We start from the raw sequence: 22,092 nt of genomic DNA, 5'->3' as shown, positions 1-22,092 counted from the left end.
ATGAAGCTGTCAGTAATCTCATTGTTTCCGGAGATGTTTGCGGCAATAACAGAATATGGTGTAACCGGCAGGGCGGTAAAACAGGGCAGATTAAGCCTGAATTATTTAAACCCGCGAGAGTTTACAACCGACAAACATCAGACCGTGGATGACCGACCTTATGGCGGTGGCCCCGGGATGGTAATGAAAGTCAGTCCTTTGTTGGATGCGATTAAAACAGCAAAACAACAACTTGGTGATGATGTGAAAGTCATTTATTTATCACCACAGGGACAAAAGCTGAATCAGCATGCGTTAGGCGAAATGGCCAAACGTGAATCGATGATTCTGCTGGCTGGTCGCTACGAAGGTATTGATGAGCGATTGGTCGAACAGGAAATTGATGAGGAATGGTCGATAGGTGACTATGTCCTCAGCGGGGGTGAGCTGGCAGCCATGGTGATGATTGATGGTATTGCCCGTTTATTACCCGGGGTGCTGGGTGATGCCGAATCTGCTGAGCAGGATTCGTTTATGAGTGGTCTGCTGGACCATCCACATTACACCCGCCCGGAACAGTTAAATGGCCAGACAGTACCAGCCGTACTGTTAGGTGGAAATCATGAGGCAATACGTCAGTGGCGCCTCAAACAGTCCTTAGGACGAACATGGTTACGGCGACCTGATTTGTTGGAATCGATGACATTAACAACAGAACAGGCTGCTTTATTGGAAGAATTTATTGCCGAGCGCGGGCAGGATTAGTTGGGAGCAAACAATGAGTAACATTATCGATCAGCTTAACGCTGAACAAATAAGATCCGATATTCCGGATTTTTCTGCCGGTGACACAATTGTTGTCAAGGTTCGTATCAAAGAAGGTGAGCGTGAACGTGAGCAGGCTTTTGAAGGCGTTGTTATCGCTAAACGTAACCGTGGTTTGCATTCAGCTTTCACTGTTCGCAAAATCTCTAACGGTGTTGGTGTTGAGCGTGTTTTCCAGGCTCACAGCCCAACCATCGCCAGTGTTGAATTGAAACGCCGTGGTGATGTTCGCCGTGCGAAACTTTACTACTTGCGTGATCTGACTGGTAAAGCGGCACGTATTAAAGAGAAATTGTAATTCAGCGGATCGATTGATCCGTCATTACAGAAAAAGGGACAAAGTTGATTTTCAGCTTTGTCCTTTTTTTATGCGGTTAAATCGACATGCAATATAGTCCAACTGAATTAATTCAATGAAACAAGCTGTTGATAAACACGAAGGTCATCTACAGAGTTTTCTCGATTCGTTATGGCTTGAATCAGGGCTTAGCGATAATACTGTGACGGCCTATCAACATGATTTAGTGGCTTTTGCCAGTTGGTTGCAGCCGTTTGATGTGACATTGGCCAATGCGGAACGTGAACATATTCAGCGTTATCTTCAGCAACGAATGCGCGATGGTAAAAAAGTACGCAGCGATGCACGCCTGTTATCCAGCCTTCGTCGTTTTTACCGCTATTTATGTCGGGAAGCCATTCGTGATTCAGATCCTACTGCCATGCTGGAGTCTCCGAGACTGGGTAAATCATTGCCGGGCAGTTTGTCAGAAGAGGATGTTATCAATCTGTTAGCGCAACCAGATACAGAAACGGCTTTGGGTATGCGCGACAGAACGATGCTTGAGGTACTTTATGCCACTGGCTTACGGGTATCTGAACTGGTGGCTTTAACCTTTGAACAACTCAATATGCGTCAGGGGTTAATACGCTGCATTGGTAAAGGTAATAAGGAAAGATTGGTTCCTTTAGGCGAAACGGCATTGGACTGGTTGCAATTGTATTTGCTTGAAAGTCGACCTCAGTTATTACAAGGTCAAGTGACGGATGATTTATTTCCGACCCGGCGGGGACATTCAATGACCCGACAGGCATTCTGGTACATTATCAAACGTTACGCCAAACTGGCGCATATTGATAAGCCGCTTTCACCACACACGTTACGACATGCATTCGCCACCCATTTACTGAATCACGGGGCAGATTTACGAGTGGTTCAGCTTTTACTTGGGCATGCTGATTTGTCCACTACCCAAATTTATACCCATGTTGCCAAAGCCAGACTCCAGCAAATGCATAATCAGCATCATCCACGTGGTTGATTTTCCGCTGCCATGTATGCTGATGTTAAACTGTCGGGTTAAAAATTTAATTTGATTGGGAGAAGCTAGATGCCCTCATTTGATATTGTTTCTGAAGTAGACAAGCATGAACTGACCAATGCTGTCGATCAGGCAAATCGTGAACTGGATAACCGCTTTGATTTCCGCGGAACCGATGCCAAAGTCGAGCAGTCTGACAAAACGCTGACCATGTTTGCCAACAGTGATTTTCAATTAGATCAGTTGCTCGATATTCTTAGAATGAAACTGGTGAAACGCGGTATTGATATCAGCTGTCTTGAACTTAAGGATCCTGTGGGTTATGGCAAGATGCGAAAGCAGGATGTGCTGGTTCGTGAAGGCATCGAAAAAGATCTATCACGCACCATCGTTAAACTGATTAAAGAAAGCAAAATTAAAGTGCAGGCAGCAGTACAGGGCGATAGTGTCAGAGTGACCGGCAAAAAACGCGATGATCTGCAACAGGTTATGGCGCTGTTGAAAAGTCATGATTCGATTGATATGCCGCTGCAATTCAATAATTTTCGAGATTAAGAGAAACAACAAATGAATTTAAGCCGATTGGTATGGTTGCCGTTATTGCTCTGCATGAGTCTGGCACATGCAGATGAGATGACAGAACTCAAAGCTGAACTCAATAAACAATTACCCGATATGCAGTTGCAATCACTATCACCAGTTGGCAAAAGTGGTTTATATGAAGCTGTTATTGATGATCGTATTTACTACTTCACGGCAGATGGTCAATACCTGATACAAGGTGATTTACTTGCGCTGGAAACGCGTGAAAACATTACTGAAGTGCGTCGAATGGAAGTGAAAAAGTCTTTGCTGGATCGTATAGATGAAGATGATATGATTATCTTTGCCGCCAAAAAACCGGATTACACCGTTACCGTCTTTACTGATGTTGATTGTGGTTACTGCCGTGAGTTGCATCGCCAGGTAAAAGACTACAATGATTTGGGTATCACTATTCGCTATATGGCATACCCTCGCGCAGGTGCAGAATCCGAATCGGCCAACAAATTAATTGAAGTCTGGTGTGCCAAGGATCAACAAAAAGCTATGACGGATGCGAAAGCCCAGCGAGAAGTGAAGAAAACATCTCTTTGTGAAAACAATCCAGTAGCCGACCAGTTTGAAATTGGTGGCAAGCTAGGAGTGCGTGGTACGCCGGCAATCTTCCTTGAAGATGGTCAGATGTTACCCGGATACGTGCCACCACAGAAATTGCGCGAAATTCTGGATGAATATCTCGGCTAATTAAGTGAGAGTATAGCTTGCCCCTCGGGCAAACGTTTATCGATTAAGCGTATTTTCTCAGGGGTAATTTCAATATAACTCGCATCAGGTTGCCAATCCCCTAATACGATTCGATAATTTGCAATGTTTTGCGAAGATTGCAGTGTATGAATAGCGGGACGATGAGTATGGCCGTGAAGCAATAGACGGGCATTATATTGCTGCATTACCTGTCTGACAGCAGCAGGATTCACATCCATAATCTGTGCCTGTTTGTACTGTTTCTGCTGTTTGCTTTTGGCTTTGATTTTATCGGAAATTCCTTGGCGAACCGTTAAAGGCATTGCCAGGAATAATTTTTGGAGCCAGCGGTTTCGCACCACTTTCCGGTAACGCTGATAACTCACATCATCAGTGCACAAACTGTCCCCATGCATTAATAATATTTTATGTCCGTACACATCAATCATGACGGGATCTTCCAGCAAGCTACCGCCTACCCGTCTGGCAAAAGCTTTACCCAGCATAAAATCCCGGTTGCCCACCATCAGATAAATTTTGCTGCCTTGTTGCTGAAGCTTTTGTAATGCTTGAATAAACGGATCAAATTCAGCCGGGACTAAATCATCTCCCAACCAGGTATTAAAAATATCACCCAGTATATAAAACGCATCGACATTAACCTGCTGCGCAACAAAATCAGTGGCCAGCCGGATAAGCTCCGGCTGGCCAGGACTAAGATGTAAATCTGAAATAAACAGAGTTTTCATTTGAATGGAACGATGAATTATTCGACCACAATCGCTTTTTCAATTACCACAGCTTCTGCAGGAACATCCTGATGACCACCACGCATAGTAGTTTTTACTTTGCGAATGGCATCCACCACATCCATACCTTCAATGACTTCACCAAACACCGCATAACCCCAATCCTGCATGGTTTTATCACGATGATCTAAAAAGTCATTGTCTTTGGTATTAATAAAAAACTGGGCTGTTGCAGAATGCGGATCACCTGTCCGAGCCATCGCGACAGTGCCTTTTTTATTGCTTAAGCCGTTATCGGCTTCATTTTGGATGGATGCTTCGGTTTTTTTCTGTTTGAAGGACTCATCAAATCCACCACCCTGGATCATAAAGTTTTCAATGACACGATGAAAAATGGTCCCATCATAAAAGCCGGATTCAACATATTGAATAAAGTTTTTGACCGTTTCAGGCGCTTTGTCAGCATTCAGCGCGATAACAATATCGCCGTGATTTGTGCTGAGCTTCACTTTGGGGTGGGCGCTACCGCCTTCCGCGTGGGCGGCCAGCGAAAATGAAGCAATAAACAGGGGGGCCAGATGGCGATAAAGTAATTTCATGGTGACTTGCATCCAAAATTGCTAAAAAGCAACATGATAGTGCATCAAAGCAATTCAGGTGAAGACAAATAGACCTTTTTAGAGTCAGCATAACGAAACAGCACTGTTACCCGACGCTGCTGACAGCGTATAATGCGCGTTCACATTTAACTGTAAATATTCAATATGTCAGAATCTGCCGTCAATCATAATTTTATACGTCCCATCATTCAGGAAGATATTGATTCTGGCAGGGTGACCGGAAAAATTGTTACCCGTTTCCCCCCTGAGCCCAATGGCTATTTGCATATTGGGCATGCCAAGTCTATATGTCTGAATTTCGGTTTAGCGGAAGAGTTTGGTGGTGATTGTCATTTACGATTTGATGATACCAATCCAGCCAAAGAAGAGCAGGAATACATTGAAGCCATCATGGAAGACGTTCAGTGGCTGGGGTTTCAGTGGGCGGGTAACGTACGTTATGCATCAAGCTATTTTGAGCAGTTTTATGATTGGGCTGTTCATCTGATCAAACAAGGCAAAGCCTATGTTTGTGATCTCACCGCCGAGCAAGCCAGTGAATACCGGGGCTGGGCGACCAAACCGGGTAAGGAATCGCCATTTCGTGATCGCAGCGTAGAAGAAAACCTCTCTTTATTTGAAAAAATGAAAAATGGTGATTTTGACGAAGGTTTTTGTGTGTTGCGTGCCAAAATTGATATGGCTTCACCTAATATGAATTTGCGTGATCCGATTCTTTATCGTATACGCAAGAAATCGCATCATCAAACCGGTGACAAATGGTGTATTTATCCTAGCTATGATTTTGCCCACGGCCAAGGCGATGCGATTGAAGGCGTCACCCACAGTATCTGCACGCTGGAATTTCAGGACCATCGTCCGTTGTATGAGTGGTTTATTGAAAATCTGCCCGTGCCTTCACAACCAAAGCAGTATGAGTTTGGCCGTCTGAATCTGAACTACACGGTGACCAGTAAGCGCAATTTAAAACAACTGGTCGATGAGCAAATCGTGGCCGGCTGGAATGATCCCAGAATGCCAACGATTTCAGGTATGAGAAGGCGCGGTTACACAGCTGCAGCGTTACGCGCTTTTTGTGACGGTCTGGCTGTGGCTAAAACAGATGGTGTTGTGGATATTGCCCAGCTGGAATTTGAGATCCGCAAAGATTTGAATGAAAACGCAGCACGTGCCATGTGCGTGTTGGCTCCTTTGAAAGTGACCATTACCAATGCTGATGAAAGCGTTGAATGGCTGGAAGTCGCGAATCATCCTCAACAGGAAGCCATGGGGCAGCGTGCATTACCATTCACCAAAGAGATTTTTATTGATGCCTCTGACTTTACCGAAGACACCAGTCTGAGCCGGAAAAAGTTCAAACGTCTGGTGATTGGCGATTATGTGCGGTTACGCGGTGCTTATGTCATTAAGGCTGAAAACGTTATCAAGGATGAAAATGGTGACGTTATTGAAGTGATTGCCTCATTAGTGCCTGATACAGTTGGCCAGAATCCTCCAGCTGAAATGAAACCACGCGGCGTTATTCACTGGGTTTCAGCTACAGAAGGTAAAGCAGTCGAGTTGCGTTTATACGACAGACTGTTTTTGGCGGAAGCACCGGGAAAAGCAACCGGTAACTATCTTGATGACGTTAACGCGGATTCTTTAAAGGTCATTAAAGCGATTGCCGAACCGGCCATTGTGAATTGCCAACCGGAAACTGTTTTTCAGTTTGAACGAGAAGGCTATTTTGTCAGTGATCGATATGATCACAGCGCCGAGACGCCGGTATTCAATCTGACCATTGGTTTAAAAGAGACTTCAGATAAATAAAAAATGTTAAAACTCCACAACACCTTATCCAAGCAGAAAGAACTCTTTAAACCGATAGAGCCAGGCAAGGTTAAAATGTATGTCTGCGGTATGACGGTCTATGACCTCTGTCATGTTGGTCATGCACGGGTAATGGTGGTTTTTGATGTGGTCACGCGTTACCTGCGGGCTAGTGGTTATGACGTGACCTATATTCGTAATATCACCGATATAGATGACAAGATCATTAAACGTGCTGCGGAAAACGGCGAAACAATTCAGACATTGACTGAGCGCTATATCAAGGAAATGCACGCCGATGCAGATGCTTTAGGTGTACTCAGACCAGACCGTGAGCCTCGCGCCACCGAAGCCATGCAACCTATGCTTGATATGATTCAGACTCTCATCGACAAAGGTCTGGCGTATGTTGCTGAAAATGGTGATGTCTATTATGACGTCAGTGAGTTTTCGGGTTATGGCAAACTTTCTGGTCGACAGGTAGACGATTTACGCGCCGGCGAACGCATTGCAGTTAATGAAGCGAAAACCGATCCGCTGGATTTTGTTTTATGGAAAGCAGCAAAACCTGAAGAACCAGCATGGGAATCCCCCTGGGGGCCTGGTCGGCCGGGCTGGCATATTGAATGTTCAGCGATGTCGGCCGAATGCCTGGGCCATCATTTTGATATTCATGGCGGCGGACAGGATCTGCAGTTTCCACATCATGAAAATGAAATTGCTCAATCTGAAGGTGCCCATGGTTGCCAGAGTGTGAACTATTGGATGCACAATGGTTTTGTACGGATTGATGATGAAAAGATGTCCAAATCTCTGGGTAATTTCTTTACCGTACGTGAAGTATTGGCGAAATATCCGGCAGAAGCCGTCCGCTATTTCATCTTAATGAGTCATTACCGTAGCCCTTTAAATTACGCAGAAGATCAGTTGGAGCAGGCCAAAACGGCCTTAACCCGTTTTTATCATTCCTTGCGTGATATCACACCTGAAACTGTTAACTGGCAGGATGATTTAGAATTTGCACCACGTTTTCGTGAAGCGATGGATGATGACTTTAATACTGCACTGGCATTATCTGTTCTGGCTGATGTACGTCAGGCACTGAACAAAACACGCGAAGAAAACGATGATCAAAAATCAGCCTATCTGGCCGGATTATTATTAGCCTTTGGTGGAGTACTTGGTTTGTTTCAGCAATCTGCTGAGACTTTTCTTACCGGTGGTCAACAAGATGAAACCGGTAAAATCGAACAATTGATTGCTGACAGAAATGCAGCCCGGGCGGCAAAAGACTGGGGACGCGCAGATCAAGTTCGAGATGAACTGACGGCGATGGGAATTGTGCTGGAGGATTCAGCAGGCAAAACCAGTTGGCGGAAAATCTAGCTTACCCATTCAGCCGCCTACAAATGGCTGCTGGCATGTATCTATCCTTTCTTATCATAGATTGATCTGAATCAACACCAACATTATTAATCTTCTTCCCGGCTATACAAAGCGTTTTAGTGTGGGCATGATCGAATTTAATCTAATGGATCGATTATGCCCAAAGATAAAACGTATTTACTGACTATCAACGGCGGTTCATCCAGTATCAAATTTACGTTGTATAACGTAACCGAATCGCTTACCCCCATTTTATCCGGCAAGCTCACAGGTCTGGGATTGCCTACGGCCAAGCTGCGCGTCACAAACTCGATTCATGCTGAAGAGTCGTCTGTAGATATCAAAGCTGATAACTATCAGCAGGCTGTTGAGGTATTGATAGAGTGGGTCTATAAAAATATTGATATCAGCTCAGTTAAAGCTATTGGGCATCGAATTGTTCACGGTGGTCATCAGTATAAAAATCCGCAATGGGTCACCAAACAATTACTCAACGATTTATCAGCAATAACCTCTCTTGATCCGCAGCATTTACCCGGTGAAATTCAATTAATAGAAGCGTTTGACCTGCATTTTCCTCAGTTACAACAAATGGTCTGTTTCGATACTGAGTTTCATCAGAATCTGCCAACAGTAGCCAAATTACTCCCCATTCCCCGTCAATATTATGAAAAAGGTATTTATCGATACGGATTTCATGGCCTGTCATATCGATATTTAATGCAGGTGTTACAACAGCATAATGCTGAAAAAGCCAATCAAGACAGGATAATTTTGGCGCATCTGGGTAATGGTGCCAGCATGACCGCTGTCACAAATGGGCAATCTATTGATACGACAATGGCAATGACGCCAGCGGCTGGCCTGGTTATGGGGACTCGAAGTGGTGAGCTCGATCCGGGGTTATTCGGTGTTCTTAACCGAAGTGAAAGCATGACCGGTGAACAGTTTGAAACAATGATTAATCAGCAATCTGGTTTGTTGGGGATTTCAACCACTACCAGTGATATGCAGCAGTTATTGGAAAAGCGTTCGGATGACACAAATGCCGAAGAAGCCATAGACGTTTTTTGTTATCAGGCATGTAAACAGATTGGTGCCTATGCGGCAGCGTTAGGCGGTTTGGATACCCTGGTATTTTCCGGCGGGATTGGTGAAAACGTAGCGGAAATCAGAACACAGATTTGTCGGCAACTGGCATTTATCGGCATTGAACTGGATAACGAATTAAATCAGCAAAATGCTCTGCGCATTTCTACATCACAAAGTAGCGTTATTGTCTGGGTCATCCCGACCAACGAAGAATTAATGATTGCGCAATCAATGTGCGATCTATTGAACCTGAATCATTAAGGGGAAAAGCAAAATGACATTTGAACCATCAAATACATTACAACCACTGGATCAGGACTTATTGGATAAAATGCATGCCTACTGGCGTGCCGCAAATTATTTGTCAGTGGGACAAATATACCTTTATGACAACCCATTGTTAAAGCAGCCGCTTCAGACAAAACACATCAAACCACGTCTGTTGGGTCATTGGGGTACGACCCCCGGACTCAACTTTATATATGTGCATTTAAATCGTGTTATCAAACAACGTGATCTTAATATGATCTACATTGCCGGGCCGGGTCATGGTGGGCCGGCGTTGGTTGCTAATACCTATCTGGAAGGCACTTATAGTGAAACCTATCCTGAGATTTCTGAAGATGAAGCGGGCTTAAAACGTTTATTCAAACAATTTTCCTTTCCCGGTGGCGTCCCCAGTCATGTTGCACCAGAAACACCTGGTTCAATTCATGAAGGGGGAGAGTTAGGTTATGCCTTATCCCATGCCTATGGTGCGGCATTTGATAATCCTGATTTGGTTGTGGCTTGTGTGGTCGGTGATGGTGAAGCAGAAACTGGTGCATTGGCGACCAGTTGGCATTCCAATAAATTTTTGAATCCGCAGCATGATGGCGCGGTATTACCAATATTGCATTTGAATGGTTACAAAATCGCCAGCCCGACAGTACTGGCGCGTATCCCCAATGATGAGCTGGAAGCCTTGTTTTATGGTTATGGTTACACGCCCTACTTTGTCGAAGGCGATGATCCACAGCAGATGCATCAACTGATGGCGGCAACACTGGATAAAACCATGGAACAAATCCGCCATATTCAGAATGATGCACGTGAACATGGCGTGCATCTGCGTCCCCGCTGGCCAATGATTATTTTACGTTCGCCAAAAGGTTGGACAGGTCCAGCAGAAGTGGATGGTAAAAAAACCGAAGGCACATTCCGTTCTCATCAGGTGCCGATGGGAGATATGGATAAGGAAGGTCATCTCGAAATCCTTAATAAATGGATGCAAAGTTATCGACCGGAAGAATTATTCGAGGAAAATGGCAAATTTAAAGCTGAACTGGCGGCTTTAGCACCTGAAGGCAATCGCCGAATGGGTGCAAATCCCCATGCCAATGGTGGTCAGCTACTGAAAGACCTGGCTTTACCGGATTTTCGTGACTATGCCGTAGAAGTCAAAAAGCCCGGAGGTACGAAAGGCGAAGCCACCCGGGTAATGGGCAAATTTTTGCGTGATGTGATGCAACAGAATCTTGAAGCCAGGAACTTCCGCTTGTTCAGTCCCGATGAAAATAACTCCAATCGCTGGCAGGATGTGCTTGAGGTTACCGGTAGAACCTGGATGGGTGAGATGATTCCGGGTGATGACAAGCTGTCCAAAGATGGCAGAGTGATGGAAATGCTCAGTGAGCATCAATGTCAGGGTTGGCTGGAAGGATATCTGTTAACCGGTCGGCACGGCTTTTTTTCCTGCTATGAAGCCTTTATTCATATCATCGACTCGATGTTTAATCAGCATGCCAAGTGGCTGAAAATCTGTAATCAGATCCCTTGGCGTAAACCCGTTTCCTCATTAAATTATCTTTTGTCATCGCATGTCTGGCGTCAGGATCATAATGGTTTTTCGCATCAGGATCCGGGCTTTATTGATCATGTTGTGAATAAAAAAGCGGAAGTGGTACGAGTTTATCTTCCAGCTGATGCCAATACACTTTTATCTGTCACCGATCACTGCCTGCGCAGCCGAAACTATGTAAACGTTGTCGTTGCCGGTAAACAATCTTCTCCACAATGGCTGGATATGGAGTCGGCGGTAAAACATTGCACCGCAGGTGTAGGCGTCTGGGAATGGGCCAGTAATGATAATGGCAACGAACCGGATCTGGTGATGGCCTGTTGCGGTGATGTGCCGACGATGGAAACACTGGCTGCAGTAAAATTACTGAATATGTTTGTACCAGAGCTGAAAGTCAGGGTGATCAATGTGGTGGACTTGATGAAATTACAATCACCCAGTGAACATCCACATGGGCTTGAAGAAGATGAATTTGATGCATTATTTACCGAAGATAAACCGGTTATTTTTGCCTATCATGGTTATCCAATGCTGATACACAGATTGACCTATCGCCGTACCAATCATAAAAACCTGCATGTCCATGGATTCAAAGAGGAAGGGACCACCACCACACCGTTTGATATGGCGGTTATTAATGGTCTGGATCGATTTCATCTGCTGGAAAATGCCGTCAAACATTTAACAGAGCTGCCCAGCGAGAAAGTGTCCGAAATCGAGTTATTTATTCAACAGAAGCTCGCAGAACATGATGACTATATTCGGGAGCATGGCCAGGACTTACCTGAAATTCGGGAATGGCAGTGGAATAGTTAATCGGAAATTTCTAGGGCTTGTTGCTCTTTCAGCTCACAACAGAGGCGGAGATGAAAATCAACAAGCCCTTGGGTGCCCCTCCAAAATAGGAGGGGCAATTTAATATTTATGGATGTAATTGATCAGCAGCAAACAAAGTGTTTTCAAGTAAAGTGGCTACGGTCATCGGACCAACACCGCCTGGCACTGGAGTAATCCATGATGCTTTTTGACTGGCTTTATCAAACTCCACATCACCGGTTAATTTACCGTTTTCCAGACGGTTAATACCTACATCAATAACAACAGCGCCATCACGGATCCAGTCACCAGGAATAAAACCAGGCTTACCAACAGCGACCACCAGAACTTCTGCACGGCGAACATGGGATTCCAGATCTTTGGTCATGCGATGACAAACGGTAGTAGTGCATCCGGCCAGTAATAATTCGAGCCCCATTGGTCGACCCACTATATTTGAAGCCCCAACGACCACTGCTTCTTTACCTCTAAGATCAATTCCAACAGATTGCATCATGGTAATCACACCTTTCGGTGTGCATGGACGTAAAAGTGGATTACGTTGAGCCAAGCGACCGATGTTATAAGGATGAAAACCATCAACATCTTTGTGCGGTGCAATATGTTCAATAATCACATCAGTATTGAAATGTGCCGGTAATGGTAATTGCACCAGAATGCCATCAATCTCATCGTCTTCATTCAGCTGTGTAATCAGGTCTAGTAGTTCTTGTTCTGTAGTGGTTTCAGGTAAATCAAATGATTCGGACTTGAAGCCCACCTCTTCACAGCTACGGCGCTTGCTACCCACATAGACTTGGGATGCCGGATTGTCGCCAATCAGAACCACAGCCAGCCCAGGCCGACGTTTGCCTGTAGCGAGACGCATCTGGGTCGAAGCTTTGATTTTCTGTTTTAGCTCGGTAGCAATTGTTTTTCCGTCGATGATTTGAGCAGTCATTCTGTGGGTTCCGGCCTTTCAAAAGCGGCTATGATCGCACGTTGCGTTAGCCACGGCAAAAAATATAAATGTGCTGTTGACTCGCTATCAGCATCAGCGTATTATTTCGCCTTCTTCGAGGATGTCTGTCCTTGGATAAGTCGGGGCATAGCGCAGTCTGGTAGCGCATCTGGTTTGGGACCAGAGGGTCGGGAGTTCGAATCTCTCTGCCCCGACCACTTTATTGACTGCTTAATTATCCTCACTTAGTTATAAATGCGCCCGTAGCTCATCTGGATAGAGCATCGGCCTTCTAAGCCGAGGGTAGCAGGTTCGAGTCCTGCCGGGCGTACCATCTCTCTCTATTTCAAAATTTGCGACAAACTTTCAAGTTGATTTTTAGCCCTTGTCGGTGCTAACTTTCACCTGACCAAGGAAGGCATATCTGAATTTCTCAAATTTAATAGTGAACTCAGCAACGTGAATAAAAATACCCTGCTCGTAACTGGCGGTGCCGGTTTTATAGGTTCAGCATTAATTCGCCAATTAATTTCTGAAACCGATTTCACAGTAATCAACATCGATAAACTGACTTATGCTGGCAATCTCGAATCATTAACCGACATTGATGCTTCGCCAAATTACCATTTTGAGCAAGCTGATATCTGTGATGCTGAGGCAATGGATCGAATCTTCTCCCAATATCAGCCCAGTGCCATGATGCATCTTGCAGCTGAATCGCATGTTGATCGTTCAATCGATGGCCCCGCAGATTTTGTGCAAACCAATGTGGTCGGTACTTATATTTTGCTTGAGGCGGCCAGAAAATACTGGAAAACATTATCCGCTGATGATGCCGGGAAATTCCGCTTTCATCATATTTCTACCGACGAAGTTTATGGCACATTAGGCGAAACTGGTCTGTTTACTGAAACCACTCCTTACCAGCCTAATTCACCATACTCTGCAACAAAAGCAGGCAGTGACCATTTGGTTCGTGCCTGGCACCATACTTACGGTTTGCCAGTGTTAATGACTAACTGTTCCAACAACTATGGTCCGTACCAGTTCCCCGAAAAATTAATTCCAGTGGTGATTAACAATGCGCTTGCTGGTAAACCGCTGCCTATTTACGGTAAAGGTGAAAATATTCGTGACTGGTTATATGTCGATGATCATGCGCGAGCCTTAAGACTGGTGCTGGCGGAAGGCAAATTATGCGAAAGCTATAATGTCGGTGGTTTTAATGAACATACCAATCTGGAAGTGGTACAACTGATTTGTCAGATTCTCGATGAACTATTGCCTGACTCACCGCATCGTCCGCATAAAAACCTGATTGAGTTCGTTACCGATCGCCCTGGACACGATGCGCGTTATGCCATTGATGCCAGCAAAATTGAACGCGAACTGGGCTGGAAACCTCAGGAAACATTTGCCACGGGCTTACGAAAAACGGTTCAGTGGTATCTAGATAACCGTCAATGGTGTGAAAACGTGATGGATGGCAGTTATCAGCAACAAAGACTAGGACTGGGAGACAATAAATGAGTCGTAAGGGAATTGTACTTGCAGGGGGTAGCGGCACACGTTTATATCCGGTAACCCAATCCATCTGTAAACAACTGTTGCCGGTGTATGACAAACCGATGATTTATTACCCACTGGCTACCATGATGCTGGCGGGCATGCGAGACATCTGTATTATTTCCACCCCTCAAGACACTCCACGCCTTGAACAATTACTCGGTGATGGCAGTAAGTGGGGTTTGAATCTACAGTATATTGTTCAGGATAAACCGGAAGGTATAGCCCAGGCTTTTACTCTTGGCGCTGATTTTATCGGAGATGATGATTGCGCTTTAGTACTGGGCGATAATGTCTATTACGGTCATGATTTGGCCGATATGATGCAAGATGCTGATAATAATAAAGAAGGTGCAACCGTTTTTGCCTATCCGGTGAGCGATCCGGAACGTTATGGTGTTGTTGCTTTCGACGAAAACGGAAAAGCGTTAAGCATTGAAGAAAAACCCACTAAGCCAAAATCCCGTTATGCGATTACCGGCCTCTATTTTTACGATAATCAGGTGGTCGATATTGCCCGTAATCTCAAACCTTCCGCGCGTGGCGAACTTGAGATTACCGATGTAAATCAGGCTTACCTGGATAATGGTCAACTCAATGTGCAGGTAATGGGGCGTGGTATGGCCTGGCTGGATACCGGAACACATGATTCCCTATTGGATGCATCAATGTTTATTCAAACTCTAGAACAACGCCAGGGTCTGAAAGTGATGTGCCCGGAAGAAATTGCCTATCGCATGGGCTATATTAATGACGAACAGTTAGAATTATTGGCACAACCATTGCTAAAAAGCGGCTATGGAAAATATCTTTTGAATCTTCTTAATGAGACCATTTATTAATGCAGGTTTTTAATACTAACCTCCCAGATGTAAAACTCCTAAAACCCAAAAAGTTTGGGGACGAAAGAGGTTTTTTCCTGGAAAGTTATAATAAAAAAGTTTTTGATGATTTGATTGGTATGAATGTGGATTTTGTGCAGGATAATCATTCAAGATCTTCCAAAGGGGTGTTAAGGGGATTACATTATCAAATCAGACAGCCCCAAGGGAAACTGGTACGAGTAACGGCTGGAAAAGTCTACGATGTAGCTGTAGATATGAGACGGGACTCTCCAACTTTTGGACAATGGGCCGGCACAATACTGACTGCTGAAGGCCAGGAACAGTTTTGGGTTCCTGAAGGCTTTGCACATGGTTTTCTTGTGTTAAGTGATACAGCTGATTTTTTGTATAAAACAACTAACTATTATGCTCCTGAGCATGATCGTTCTGTTCTGTGGAACGATAAAACTATTGGAATAGAATGGCCGATATCAGATAGCTTACAGCCAACTCTTTCAGATAAAGACCGGAATGCGGTTGAATTCAATCAGGCGGACTATTTCTAGATGAAAATATTACTCATCGCCTCACATGGTCAAGTTGGTTTTCAGTTACATCGCAGCCTTGCATGTCTTGGTGAGGTGATTGCAACTAACCGGACAAGTTTAGATTTAACGGAAGCTGATAAAGTCGTTGATTTTATCCGGCAATTAAAGCCGGATTTAATTGTGAATGCAGGCGCTTATACCGCGGTTGATAAAGCTGAAACTGAACAAATGCTAGCACATCAGGTAAACGCAGTGGCTCCGCGTTTACTGGCTCAGCTGGCTAAAGAACTTGATATTGCACTGATTCACTACTCAACTGACTATGTGTTCGACGGCCATAAAAAAGGAGCCTGGAATGAACAGGATATACCTGCCCCACTGAATTATTATGGTCAGTCAAAATTAGAAGGTGAGCAGGCGGTTATTAACTCTGGTTGCAAATATTTAATATTCAGAGTGAGTTGGGTGTATGACCGACGTGGTAAAAACTTCGTCAATACCATGCTTCGACTTGCTAGAGAGAAAGATAAGTTGAACATTGTCGATGACCAAATTGGGTCTCCGACCTGGAGCCGTCATATTGCTGATGCAACAGCGCATATCATAGTTCAATCAAAACTGATTCCTGACTTTTGGGAAAAGCATTCAGGTATTTTTCACATGAGTGCCGCAGGTAAAACCAGTTGGAAAACATTTGCTGATAAAATTTTCGAATTAGCAGCCCATGAAGGCATGAAGGTTCCAGTTGTAAATGCAATCCCTACTTCGGCCTACCCTACCAAAGCACAACGACTGCTGAATTCCTGTATGGATAATTCTAAATTATTCAATACTTTCGGGGTGCAACTACCTGACTGGCAGTCAAGTCTGCAATGGGTAATGAGAACCGACGAGCGCCACGATTAATAGTTTTCATTACGCTGACTTAGGATTGGAAAATGTTTAAAAACCATTTCAACCGACTGATGCAATGGTTTTTGAATCGTCCACGAACCACCAAACGCATAATCAGTATTATCATTGATTATGCTGTGGTCATGTTCGCACTGTGGGCTGCTTATTCGCTCCGGTTGAGCACACTTTATGTGCCTCCATCAAGTCAGTGGTGGCTGTTTATTAGTGCGCCACTGATAGCGATTCCCATTTTTATCAAACTTGGTTTATATCGGGCAATTGTCCGTTATATCGGTTTGGATGTTATGTGGGTAATTTCCAAGGCCATAGCTTTATTCACACTTATTTTTGCAACAATTGTAGTTTTAGCCGGACCTGCAGCCGGTCTGGTTCCAAGAACAGTTTATATTATTAACGCACTGATTTTGTTTGTAATAATTGGTGGTTTAAGAGTTTATGCCCGCTGGTTGTTTGCGAATCGGCATATTTCATTAAGCAATGTTATGGAGCGATATGTTCCTCCGGTATTGATTTATGGTGCAGGCCAGGCTGGAGCGCAGCTTTCTGCATTGTTGCGTATGGGCAGACAGTTACGCCCGGTTGCCTTTATTGATGATGACCCAACGCTTTATCGCCAACAGATTAATGGTTTGAGTGTTTATCGACATCGCGATTTGGTAAGGCTTATTGATAAATTCAAGGTAAGAGACGTGCTGCTGGCAATGCCATCTGCCTCCAGAAGCCGTCGCAGTGAAATTCTGCGCTCTCTTGAAGAGCTACCAGTGCATATCCGTACCTTGCCGGATTTAACTGATATTGCCGAGGGCAAACTTGAAGTTTCAGATATTCAGGAAGTGGATATTGCAGACTTACTGGGTAGAGAAGCCGTTGAACCCGATCCACAACTATTAACAGCGAATATCACTGATAAGTGCGTCATGGTCACAGGTGCCGGTGGTTCTATTGGCTCCGAGTTAACACGGCAAATCATCAAGCTTAAACCCAGCAGATTGTTATTGTTTGAAATCAGTGAATTCGCTTTGTATCAAATCGAACAGGAGCTCTGTAGCCTGGAAAGTGGAGTCGAAGTGATTGCTTTACTGGGCTCTGTTGTTGATCGGGTTCGTTTGACATCAATTTGTCAGCATTTTTCGGTACAGACTATTTATCATGCTGCAGCATATAAGCATGTACCTATGGTTGAAAAAAATGTTGGGGAAGGCATCCGTAATAATGTTTTCGGCACTCTGCATTGTGCTCAGGCGGCCATTGCGGCAAAAGTCGAAACCTTTGTGTTGATTTCTACAGATAAAGCCGTTCGACCAACTAATACGATGGGTGCTAGCAAACGTATGGCCGAGTTGGTTTTACAAGCCTTGGCACAAATCTCAGATACCCGTTTTACTATGGTACGGTTTGGTAACGTACTTGGATCCTCTGGTTCAGTAGTTCCATTATTTCGTGAACAGATAGCACAAGGTGGTCCTGTTACAGTGACTGATGCACGAATCATCCGTTATTTTATGACTATTCCAGAGGCGGCTGAGCTGGTTATCCAAGCTGGTGCTATGGGGCAGGGGGGGGATGTGTTTGTTTTGGATATGGGGTCTGCAGTAAAAATTGTTGATCTGGCAACCCGAATGATCCATCTCAGTGGCTTTACAGTAAGAAATGCCGAAAATCCCGATGGTGATATTGAAATCACCTATACCGGTTTACGTCCTGGTGAAAAGTTATTTGAAGAGTTATTGATTGGCGAAAATGTCAGCCAGACAGAGCATCAAAAGATCATGAGGGCACAGGAAAGCGTGATTGCCTGGACCGATCTGCAACTGATTCTGACCGATTTACAGCATGCTGTGAGCATTGCAGATTATGTACAAATAAGAGTGATATTAGGCAAATATGTCGATGGCTTTATGCCGCAATGTGGTATTGAAGACTGGCTCAGTCAAAAAGTTGTCGTTAACCAGTAAAATACGCCTGTATTTTATTTAGAAATACCTTGATAAAGAGACAGACTTTATGGAAAAAACACTCAATATTGCAGTTGCTGGAACAGGTTATGTTGGTTTATCACTGGCCGTTTTGCTGGCACAGCATCATCATGTGACTGCTTTGGACATCGTTCCTGAAAAAGTTGATTTGATTAACGCCAAAAAATCACCAATTGTCGACAACGAAATTGAAGATTTTCTGACCAATAAACCGTTAAATCTTCATGCCACAATGGATAAGCAAAAAGCTTATGAAAAAGCTGATTTTGTCATCATTGCTACACCAACCGATTACGATACGGTAACCAATACCTTTAATACCAATTCAGTTGAAGCGGTTATTCAGGATGTGCTGGCGATAAATCCATCAGCTGTTATGGTGATAAAATCAACTATTCCTGTGGGTTACACTCAAACTGTTCGAGCCAAATTTAGCACGGATAAAATTTTCTTTTCGCCCGAATTTTTACGCGAAGGTAAAGCGTTGTACGACAATCTTTATCCTTCACGCATTGTCGTAGGCGAACAGAGTGATCGTGCTCGTTTATTTGCAGATTTGCTGTTGCAAGGCGCGGTGAAGAAAGATGTGCCTGTGTTATTTACCGACCCAACCGAAGCCGAGGCGATCAAGCTGTTTTCAAACACCTATCTGGCAATGCGGGTCGCATATTTTAATGAACTCGACAGTTATGCAGAAACCCATAATTTAAATAGCCGGCAAATTATTGAAGGGGTTGGTTTGGATCCTCGTATCGGCGACCACTACAATAATCCTTCGTTCGGTTACGGCGGTTATTGCCTGCCAAAAGATACCAGACAACTGTTGGCCAACTATGACACTGTGCCGAATAGCCTGATTCGGGCTATTGTCGATGCCAATACCACCCGCAAAGACTTTATTGCCGAACAGATTATTAAGAAAAATCCACAAGTTGTGGGTATTTATCGACTTGTGATGAAACAGGGATCAGATAACTTCAGAGCATCGGCAATACAGGGCATTATGAAACGTATTAAGGCCAAGGGTATAGAAGTTATCGTCTATGAACCGGTGTTGGAAGAAGCCGAGTTTTTCCGTTCAAAAGTGGTCAATGATCTAGTTGCATTCAAACAACAATCCTCATTAATTATTGCCAATCGTATAACAGATGATATTCAGGATGTGAAAGATAAAATCTATACACGAGATTTGTTTGGTCAGGATTAATCAGATTTGCCAGAAGCTCTCAACAGCTAATACGTTTTATTGATGATAGAAGGGCATTATTTATAAGGTTGCTGATGTATAATCCTTGTTTGCTTATTTGGAGGACAGCAATCAGTGTGTGGAATAGTCGGTGGTATTGCTGAGCGAAATGTAGCGCCAATCTTGATGGAAGGACTACGCAGGCTGGAGTATCGAGGCTACGACTCTTCCGGTGTTGCGCTTATGGATGCTGACGCCAATATTCATCGGGTTCGTTCGCTTGGTAAAATTAAGCAGCTTGAAGCCAAAATCGATGGCGAAAACAGCAGCTTTTCTGGTCAGATGGGCATCGCCCATACGCGCTGGGCCACACATGGAATACCTTCCGAAAATAATGCTCATCCACACATATGCAATCACCGTGTTGCTGTTGTACACAATGGAATCATCGAAAACTATCAGCTTTTAAAACAGCAACAGACAAACCAGGGGTATCGTTTTACCTCTGAAACCGATACAGAAGTGGTCGCCCATTCCATATATCAATATTTATACGGTGATGCTTCTCCAACTGCCAGTCGCACCCATCTTTCCCTGTTTGATGCCGTGGTGGAAGCGATTAAAGATTTTGAAGGTGCTTATGCACTTGGTGTTATTGCCACCGACGAGCCGAATACGCTGATAGCCGCCCGCAAAGGCAGTCCATTAGTAATCGGAATTGGTATCGGTGAGCATTTTATTGCTTCCGATGTATCTGCCTTACTACCCGTTACCCAGAACTTCATTTTTCTGGAAGATGGTGATGTCGCTAAATTGACACGCGAGAGCATTGAGATTTACAGCTCCGTGACCGGTGAGAAAGTTGACCGTCCAATCAAGCAATCCTCGTTAAATATCACGGCGGTAGAACTTGGTGAACACCGTCATTACATGCACAAAGAGATCTTCGAGCAGCCTCAGGCCGTTATTGACACACTTGAAGGGCGAGTAACACAAGATCAGGTATTAGTCTCCACTTTTGGTCCCGGTGCAGAATCCATTTTTAAAAGTATTGAAAGGATGCATATTATTGCCTGTGGTACCAGTTATCATGCAGGTATGGTGGCGAAATATTGGGCAGAAGACATTGTTCGACTGCCATGTCAGGTCGAAGTAGCCAGTGAATTTCGTTATCGAAATCCAGTCATTGAAGATAATACGCTTTTTGTCACCATCAGCCAGTCTGGCGAAACTGCTGACACATTGGCAGCTTTGCAGCAAATTAAAGCCTATGCCGCTGATTATCCAAATGCAGTAAAAAATATTCAAACTTTATCCATTTGTAATGTGGCAGAAAGCAGTCTGACTCGTGAAGCTGATCTTTGTTATCTCACTCACGCCGGCCCGGAAATTGGTGTTGCCTCAACCAAGTCTTTTACCACTCAATTAGTGGCATTAGCTTTATTGCTAACCTGTATTGGTAAAGTGAAAAAACGTATCACTCGTGAACGTGAGAAACACATCACACAAGGCCTGCAGAAATTACCCAACCTGATTCAAAATGCCTTAATGCACGAACAAGAAATCAAGGACATTGCTCAGGCTTTTGCAGATAAACAGCACGCACTCTTTTTGGGACGCGGCACCATGTTCCCCATCGCGCTTGAAGGTGCTTTAAAACTTAAAGAAATCAGTTATATCCATGCAGAAGCTTATCCTGCCGGTGAGCTTAAACATGGTCCATTGGCATTGATTGATGAAAATATGCCAGTAATTGCTATTGCTCCGCTCGATGATCTGCTGGAAAAACTCAAATCCAATCTTCATGAAGTAAAAGCCCGCGGTGGTCAGATGATTGTGTTTGAAGATGAGCGTTCGGATATCAGTTCTGAGTCTGGTTTTAAGGTTATTAAAGCGACCACGAACGTAGGCCGTATTACTGCCCCGATAACCTACAATATTCTCCTTCAATTGCTCAGTTACCACGTTGCTTTAATTAAAGGCACAGATGTCGATCAACCACGTAATTTAGCAAAGTCGGTTACTGTTGAATAAATTAACCTAGTTAACACATAAAAAATAAGCAGAGATTTAAATGGAAAAAGTTGCATTAATAACTGGTATCACTGGTCAGGATGGTGCTTATCTAGCGGAGCTATTGTTAGAAAAAGGCTATATTGTTCATGGCATAAAGCGACGTGCTTCATTATTTAATACCGATCGTGTCGATCATTTATATCAGGATCCACATGTCGATAATAAAAATTTTATTCTGCACTATGGTGACCTGACTGATTCAACTAATCTGATTCGTATTATCCAGCAGGTTCAGCCCGATGAAATTTATAACCTGGCCGCAATGAGTCATGTTGCGGTCAGTTTTGAAACCCCGGAATACACAGCGAATGCCGA

20 protein-coding genes and 2 tRNA genes are annotated in these 22,092 nt (G+C 44.1%); 19 read left to right on the top strand and 3 right to left on the bottom strand.

The features are described from left to right. The 5 genes from trmD to B3M51_RS06970 all read left to right on the top strand — a co-directional run. Positions 1–744 (top strand): tRNA (guanosine(37)-N1)-methyltransferase TrmD (trmD, locus tag B3M51_RS06990; protein ID WP_292757852.1); only part of this gene is annotated, 744 nt, incomplete at its 5' end. 13 nt (positions 745–757) lie between these two features. Then, on the top strand, positions 758–1,102 hold the full coding sequence (gene rplS / locus B3M51_RS06985; protein WP_292757850.1) for a 50S ribosomal protein L19: 345 nt from the start codon (positions 758–760) through the stop codon (positions 1,100–1,102). 115 nt (positions 1,103–1,217) lie between these two features. Beyond that, positions 1,218–2,123, top strand: coding sequence for a site-specific tyrosine recombinase XerD (xerD, locus tag B3M51_RS06980; protein ID WP_292757848.1), 906 nt, complete (start codon positions 1,218–1,220; stop codon positions 2,121–2,123). 69 nt (positions 2,124–2,192) lie between these two features. Then, a complete protein-coding gene (locus B3M51_RS06975) occupies positions 2,193–2,678 on the top strand; it encodes a YajQ family cyclic di-GMP-binding protein (RefSeq protein WP_014706277.1) in 486 nt (161 codons plus the stop codon). 12 nt (positions 2,679–2,690) lie between these two features. Next, the gene (locus tag B3M51_RS06970) at positions 2,691–3,410 is read left to right on the top strand and encodes a thioredoxin fold domain-containing protein (RefSeq protein ID WP_292757846.1); all 720 of its coding nucleotides are present in this window, start codon (positions 2,691–2,693) and stop codon (positions 3,408–3,410) included. Here B3M51_RS06970 and B3M51_RS06965 read toward each other — a convergent pair. Beyond that, entirely contained in the window at positions 3,407–4,159 is a 753-nt protein-coding gene (locus B3M51_RS06965) for a UDP-2,3-diacylglucosamine diphosphatase (protein ID WP_292757844.1), read from the bottom strand. The genes B3M51_RS06970 and B3M51_RS06965 overlap by 4 nt on opposite strands. Before the next feature lie 17 nt (positions 4,160–4,176). Continuing rightward, the gene (locus B3M51_RS06960) at positions 4,177–4,758 is read right to left on the bottom strand and encodes a peptidylprolyl isomerase (RefSeq protein ID WP_292757842.1); all 582 of its coding nucleotides are present in this window, start codon (positions 4,756–4,758) and stop codon (positions 4,177–4,179) included. Positions 4,759–4,923: 165 nt separating this feature from the next. Here B3M51_RS06960 and B3M51_RS06955 point away from each other — a divergent pair, with 165 nt between their 5' ends. The 4 genes from B3M51_RS06955 to B3M51_RS06940 all read left to right on the top strand — a co-directional run bounded on the left by B3M51_RS06955 (position 4,924) and on the right by B3M51_RS06940 (position 11,725). Continuing rightward, positions 4,924–6,591, top strand: coding sequence for a glutamine--tRNA ligase/YqeY domain fusion protein (locus B3M51_RS06955; RefSeq protein ID WP_292757840.1), 1,668 nt, complete (start codon positions 4,924–4,926; stop codon positions 6,589–6,591). 3 nt (positions 6,592–6,594) lie between these two features. Next, positions 6,595–7,977: a cysteine--tRNA ligase gene (gene cysS, locus B3M51_RS06950; RefSeq protein ID WP_292757838.1), complete on the top strand. Its 1,383-nt coding sequence runs from the start codon at positions 6,595–6,597 to the stop codon at positions 7,975–7,977. Positions 7,978–8,133: 156 nt separating this feature from the next. Further along, a complete protein-coding gene (locus tag B3M51_RS06945; RefSeq protein WP_292757836.1) occupies positions 8,134–9,330 on the top strand; it encodes an acetate/propionate family kinase in 1,197 nt (398 codons plus the stop codon). A gap of 13 nt (positions 9,331–9,343) precedes the next feature. Next, a complete protein-coding gene (locus B3M51_RS06940; protein ID WP_292757834.1) occupies positions 9,344–11,725 on the top strand; it encodes a phosphoketolase family protein in 2,382 nt (793 codons plus the stop codon). A 106-nt stretch (positions 11,726–11,831) separates the two neighbouring features. Here B3M51_RS06940 and folD read toward each other — a convergent pair whose 3' ends face one another. Further along, complete coding sequence (gene folD, locus B3M51_RS06935; protein ID WP_292757832.1) at positions 11,832–12,686, bottom strand: bifunctional methylenetetrahydrofolate dehydrogenase/methenyltetrahydrofolate cyclohydrolase FolD; 855 nt, start codon at positions 12,684–12,686, stop codon at positions 11,832–11,834. A gap of 141 nt (positions 12,687–12,827) precedes the next feature. Here folD and B3M51_RS06930 point away from each other — a divergent pair. From B3M51_RS06930 to B3M51_RS06885, 10 genes are all read left to right on the top strand, one after another. Beyond that, positions 12,828–12,904: transfer RNA gene (locus B3M51_RS06930), tRNA-Pro, on the top strand. A gap of 39 nt (positions 12,905–12,943) precedes the next feature. After that, positions 12,944–13,020, top strand: a tRNA-Arg gene (locus B3M51_RS06925). Between the two features lie 125 nt (positions 13,021–13,145). Then, complete coding sequence (gene rfbB / locus B3M51_RS06920) at positions 13,146–14,216, top strand: dTDP-glucose 4,6-dehydratase (RefSeq protein ID WP_292757830.1); 1,071 nt, start codon at positions 13,146–13,148, stop codon at positions 14,214–14,216. Next, the gene (gene rfbA, locus B3M51_RS06915) at positions 14,213–15,094 is read left to right on the top strand and encodes a glucose-1-phosphate thymidylyltransferase RfbA (RefSeq protein WP_292757828.1); all 882 of its coding nucleotides are present in this window, start codon (positions 14,213–14,215) and stop codon (positions 15,092–15,094) included. Before rfbB ends, rfbA begins: the two co-directional genes overlap by 4 nt. Further along, a complete protein-coding gene (rfbC, locus tag B3M51_RS06910; protein WP_292757826.1) occupies positions 15,094–15,642 on the top strand; it encodes a dTDP-4-dehydrorhamnose 3,5-epimerase in 549 nt (182 codons plus the stop codon). Before rfbA ends, rfbC begins: the two co-directional genes overlap by 1 nt. Then, a complete protein-coding gene (gene rfbD / locus B3M51_RS06905; protein ID WP_292757824.1) occupies positions 15,643–16,530 on the top strand; it encodes a dTDP-4-dehydrorhamnose reductase in 888 nt (295 codons plus the stop codon). A 32-nt stretch (positions 16,531–16,562) separates the two neighbouring features. Further along, on the top strand, positions 16,563–18,494 hold the full coding sequence (locus tag B3M51_RS06900; RefSeq protein WP_292757822.1) for a polysaccharide biosynthesis protein: 1,932 nt from the start codon (positions 16,563–16,565) through the stop codon (positions 18,492–18,494). Positions 18,495–18,543: 49 nt separating this feature from the next. After that, the gene (locus tag B3M51_RS06895) at positions 18,544–19,722 is read left to right on the top strand and encodes a nucleotide sugar dehydrogenase (RefSeq protein ID WP_292757820.1); all 1,179 of its coding nucleotides are present in this window, start codon (positions 18,544–18,546) and stop codon (positions 19,720–19,722) included. Positions 19,723–19,836: 114 nt separating this feature from the next. Beyond that, on the top strand, positions 19,837–21,735 hold the full coding sequence (gene glmS / locus B3M51_RS06890; protein ID WP_292757818.1) for a glutamine--fructose-6-phosphate transaminase (isomerizing): 1,899 nt from the start codon (positions 19,837–19,839) through the stop codon (positions 21,733–21,735). A 40-nt stretch (positions 21,736–21,775) separates the two neighbouring features. Continuing rightward, positions 21,776–22,092, top strand: a 317-nt coding sequence (locus tag B3M51_RS06885) for a GDP-mannose 4,6-dehydratase (RefSeq protein ID WP_292757816.1), incomplete at its 3' end; no start/stop codon positions are given.

Origin of the sequence: Methylophaga sp. UBA2689, from assembly GCA_002354555.1 — a bacterium.
Taxonomy (GTDB): Bacteria; Pseudomonadota; Gammaproteobacteria; order Nitrosococcales; family Methylophagaceae; genus Methylophaga.
Note: the sequence above shows the minus strand (reverse complement) of the source record. Positions and strands in the feature narration are given on the sequence as shown.

What these genes read in the sequence shown, in the direction of transcription:
- rplS (WP_292757850.1), top strand. Translation starts at nt 758, where the DNA reads ATGAGTAACATTATCGATCAGCTTAACGCTGAACAAATAAGATCCGAT.
- rfbD (WP_292757824.1), top strand. Translation starts at nt 15,643, where the DNA reads ATGAAAATATTACTCATCGCCTCACATGGTCAAGTTGGTTTTCAGTTA.
- B3M51_RS06895 (WP_292757820.1), top strand. Translation starts at nt 18,544, where the DNA reads ATGGAAAAAACACTCAATATTGCAGTTGCTGGAACAGGTTATGTTGGT.
- xerD (WP_292757848.1), top strand. Translation starts at nt 1,218, where the DNA reads ATGAAACAAGCTGTTGATAAACACGAAGGTCATCTACAGAGTTTTCTC.
- rfbA (WP_292757828.1), top strand. Translation starts at nt 14,213, where the DNA reads ATGAGTCGTAAGGGAATTGTACTTGCAGGGGGTAGCGGCACACGTTTA.
- B3M51_RS06970 (WP_292757846.1), top strand. Translation starts at nt 2,691, where the DNA reads ATGAATTTAAGCCGATTGGTATGGTTGCCGTTATTGCTCTGCATGAGT.
- B3M51_RS06975 (WP_014706277.1), top strand. Translation starts at nt 2,193, where the DNA reads ATGCCCTCATTTGATATTGTTTCTGAAGTAGACAAGCATGAACTGACC.
- folD (WP_292757832.1), bottom strand. Translation starts at nt 12,686, where the DNA reads ATGACTGCTCAAATCATCGACGGAAAAACAATTGCTACCGAGCTAAAA.
- B3M51_RS06940 (WP_292757834.1), top strand. Translation starts at nt 9,344, where the DNA reads ATGACATTTGAACCATCAAATACATTACAACCACTGGATCAGGACTTA.
- B3M51_RS06960 (WP_292757842.1), bottom strand. Translation starts at nt 4,758, where the DNA reads ATGAAATTACTTTATCGCCATCTGGCCCCCCTGTTTATTGCTTCATTT.
- B3M51_RS06965 (WP_292757844.1), bottom strand. Translation starts at nt 4,159, where the DNA reads ATGAAAACTCTGTTTATTTCAGATTTACATCTTAGTCCTGGCCAGCCG.
- rfbC (WP_292757826.1), top strand. Translation starts at nt 15,094, where the DNA reads ATGCAGGTTTTTAATACTAACCTCCCAGATGTAAAACTCCTAAAACCC.
- B3M51_RS06900 (WP_292757822.1), top strand. Translation starts at nt 16,563, where the DNA reads ATGTTTAAAAACCATTTCAACCGACTGATGCAATGGTTTTTGAATCGT.
- B3M51_RS06945 (WP_292757836.1), top strand. Translation starts at nt 8,134, where the DNA reads ATGCCCAAAGATAAAACGTATTTACTGACTATCAACGGCGGTTCATCC.
- cysS (WP_292757838.1), top strand. Translation starts at nt 6,595, where the DNA reads ATGTTAAAACTCCACAACACCTTATCCAAGCAGAAAGAACTCTTTAAA.
- B3M51_RS06955 (WP_292757840.1), top strand. Translation starts at nt 4,924, where the DNA reads ATGTCAGAATCTGCCGTCAATCATAATTTTATACGTCCCATCATTCAG.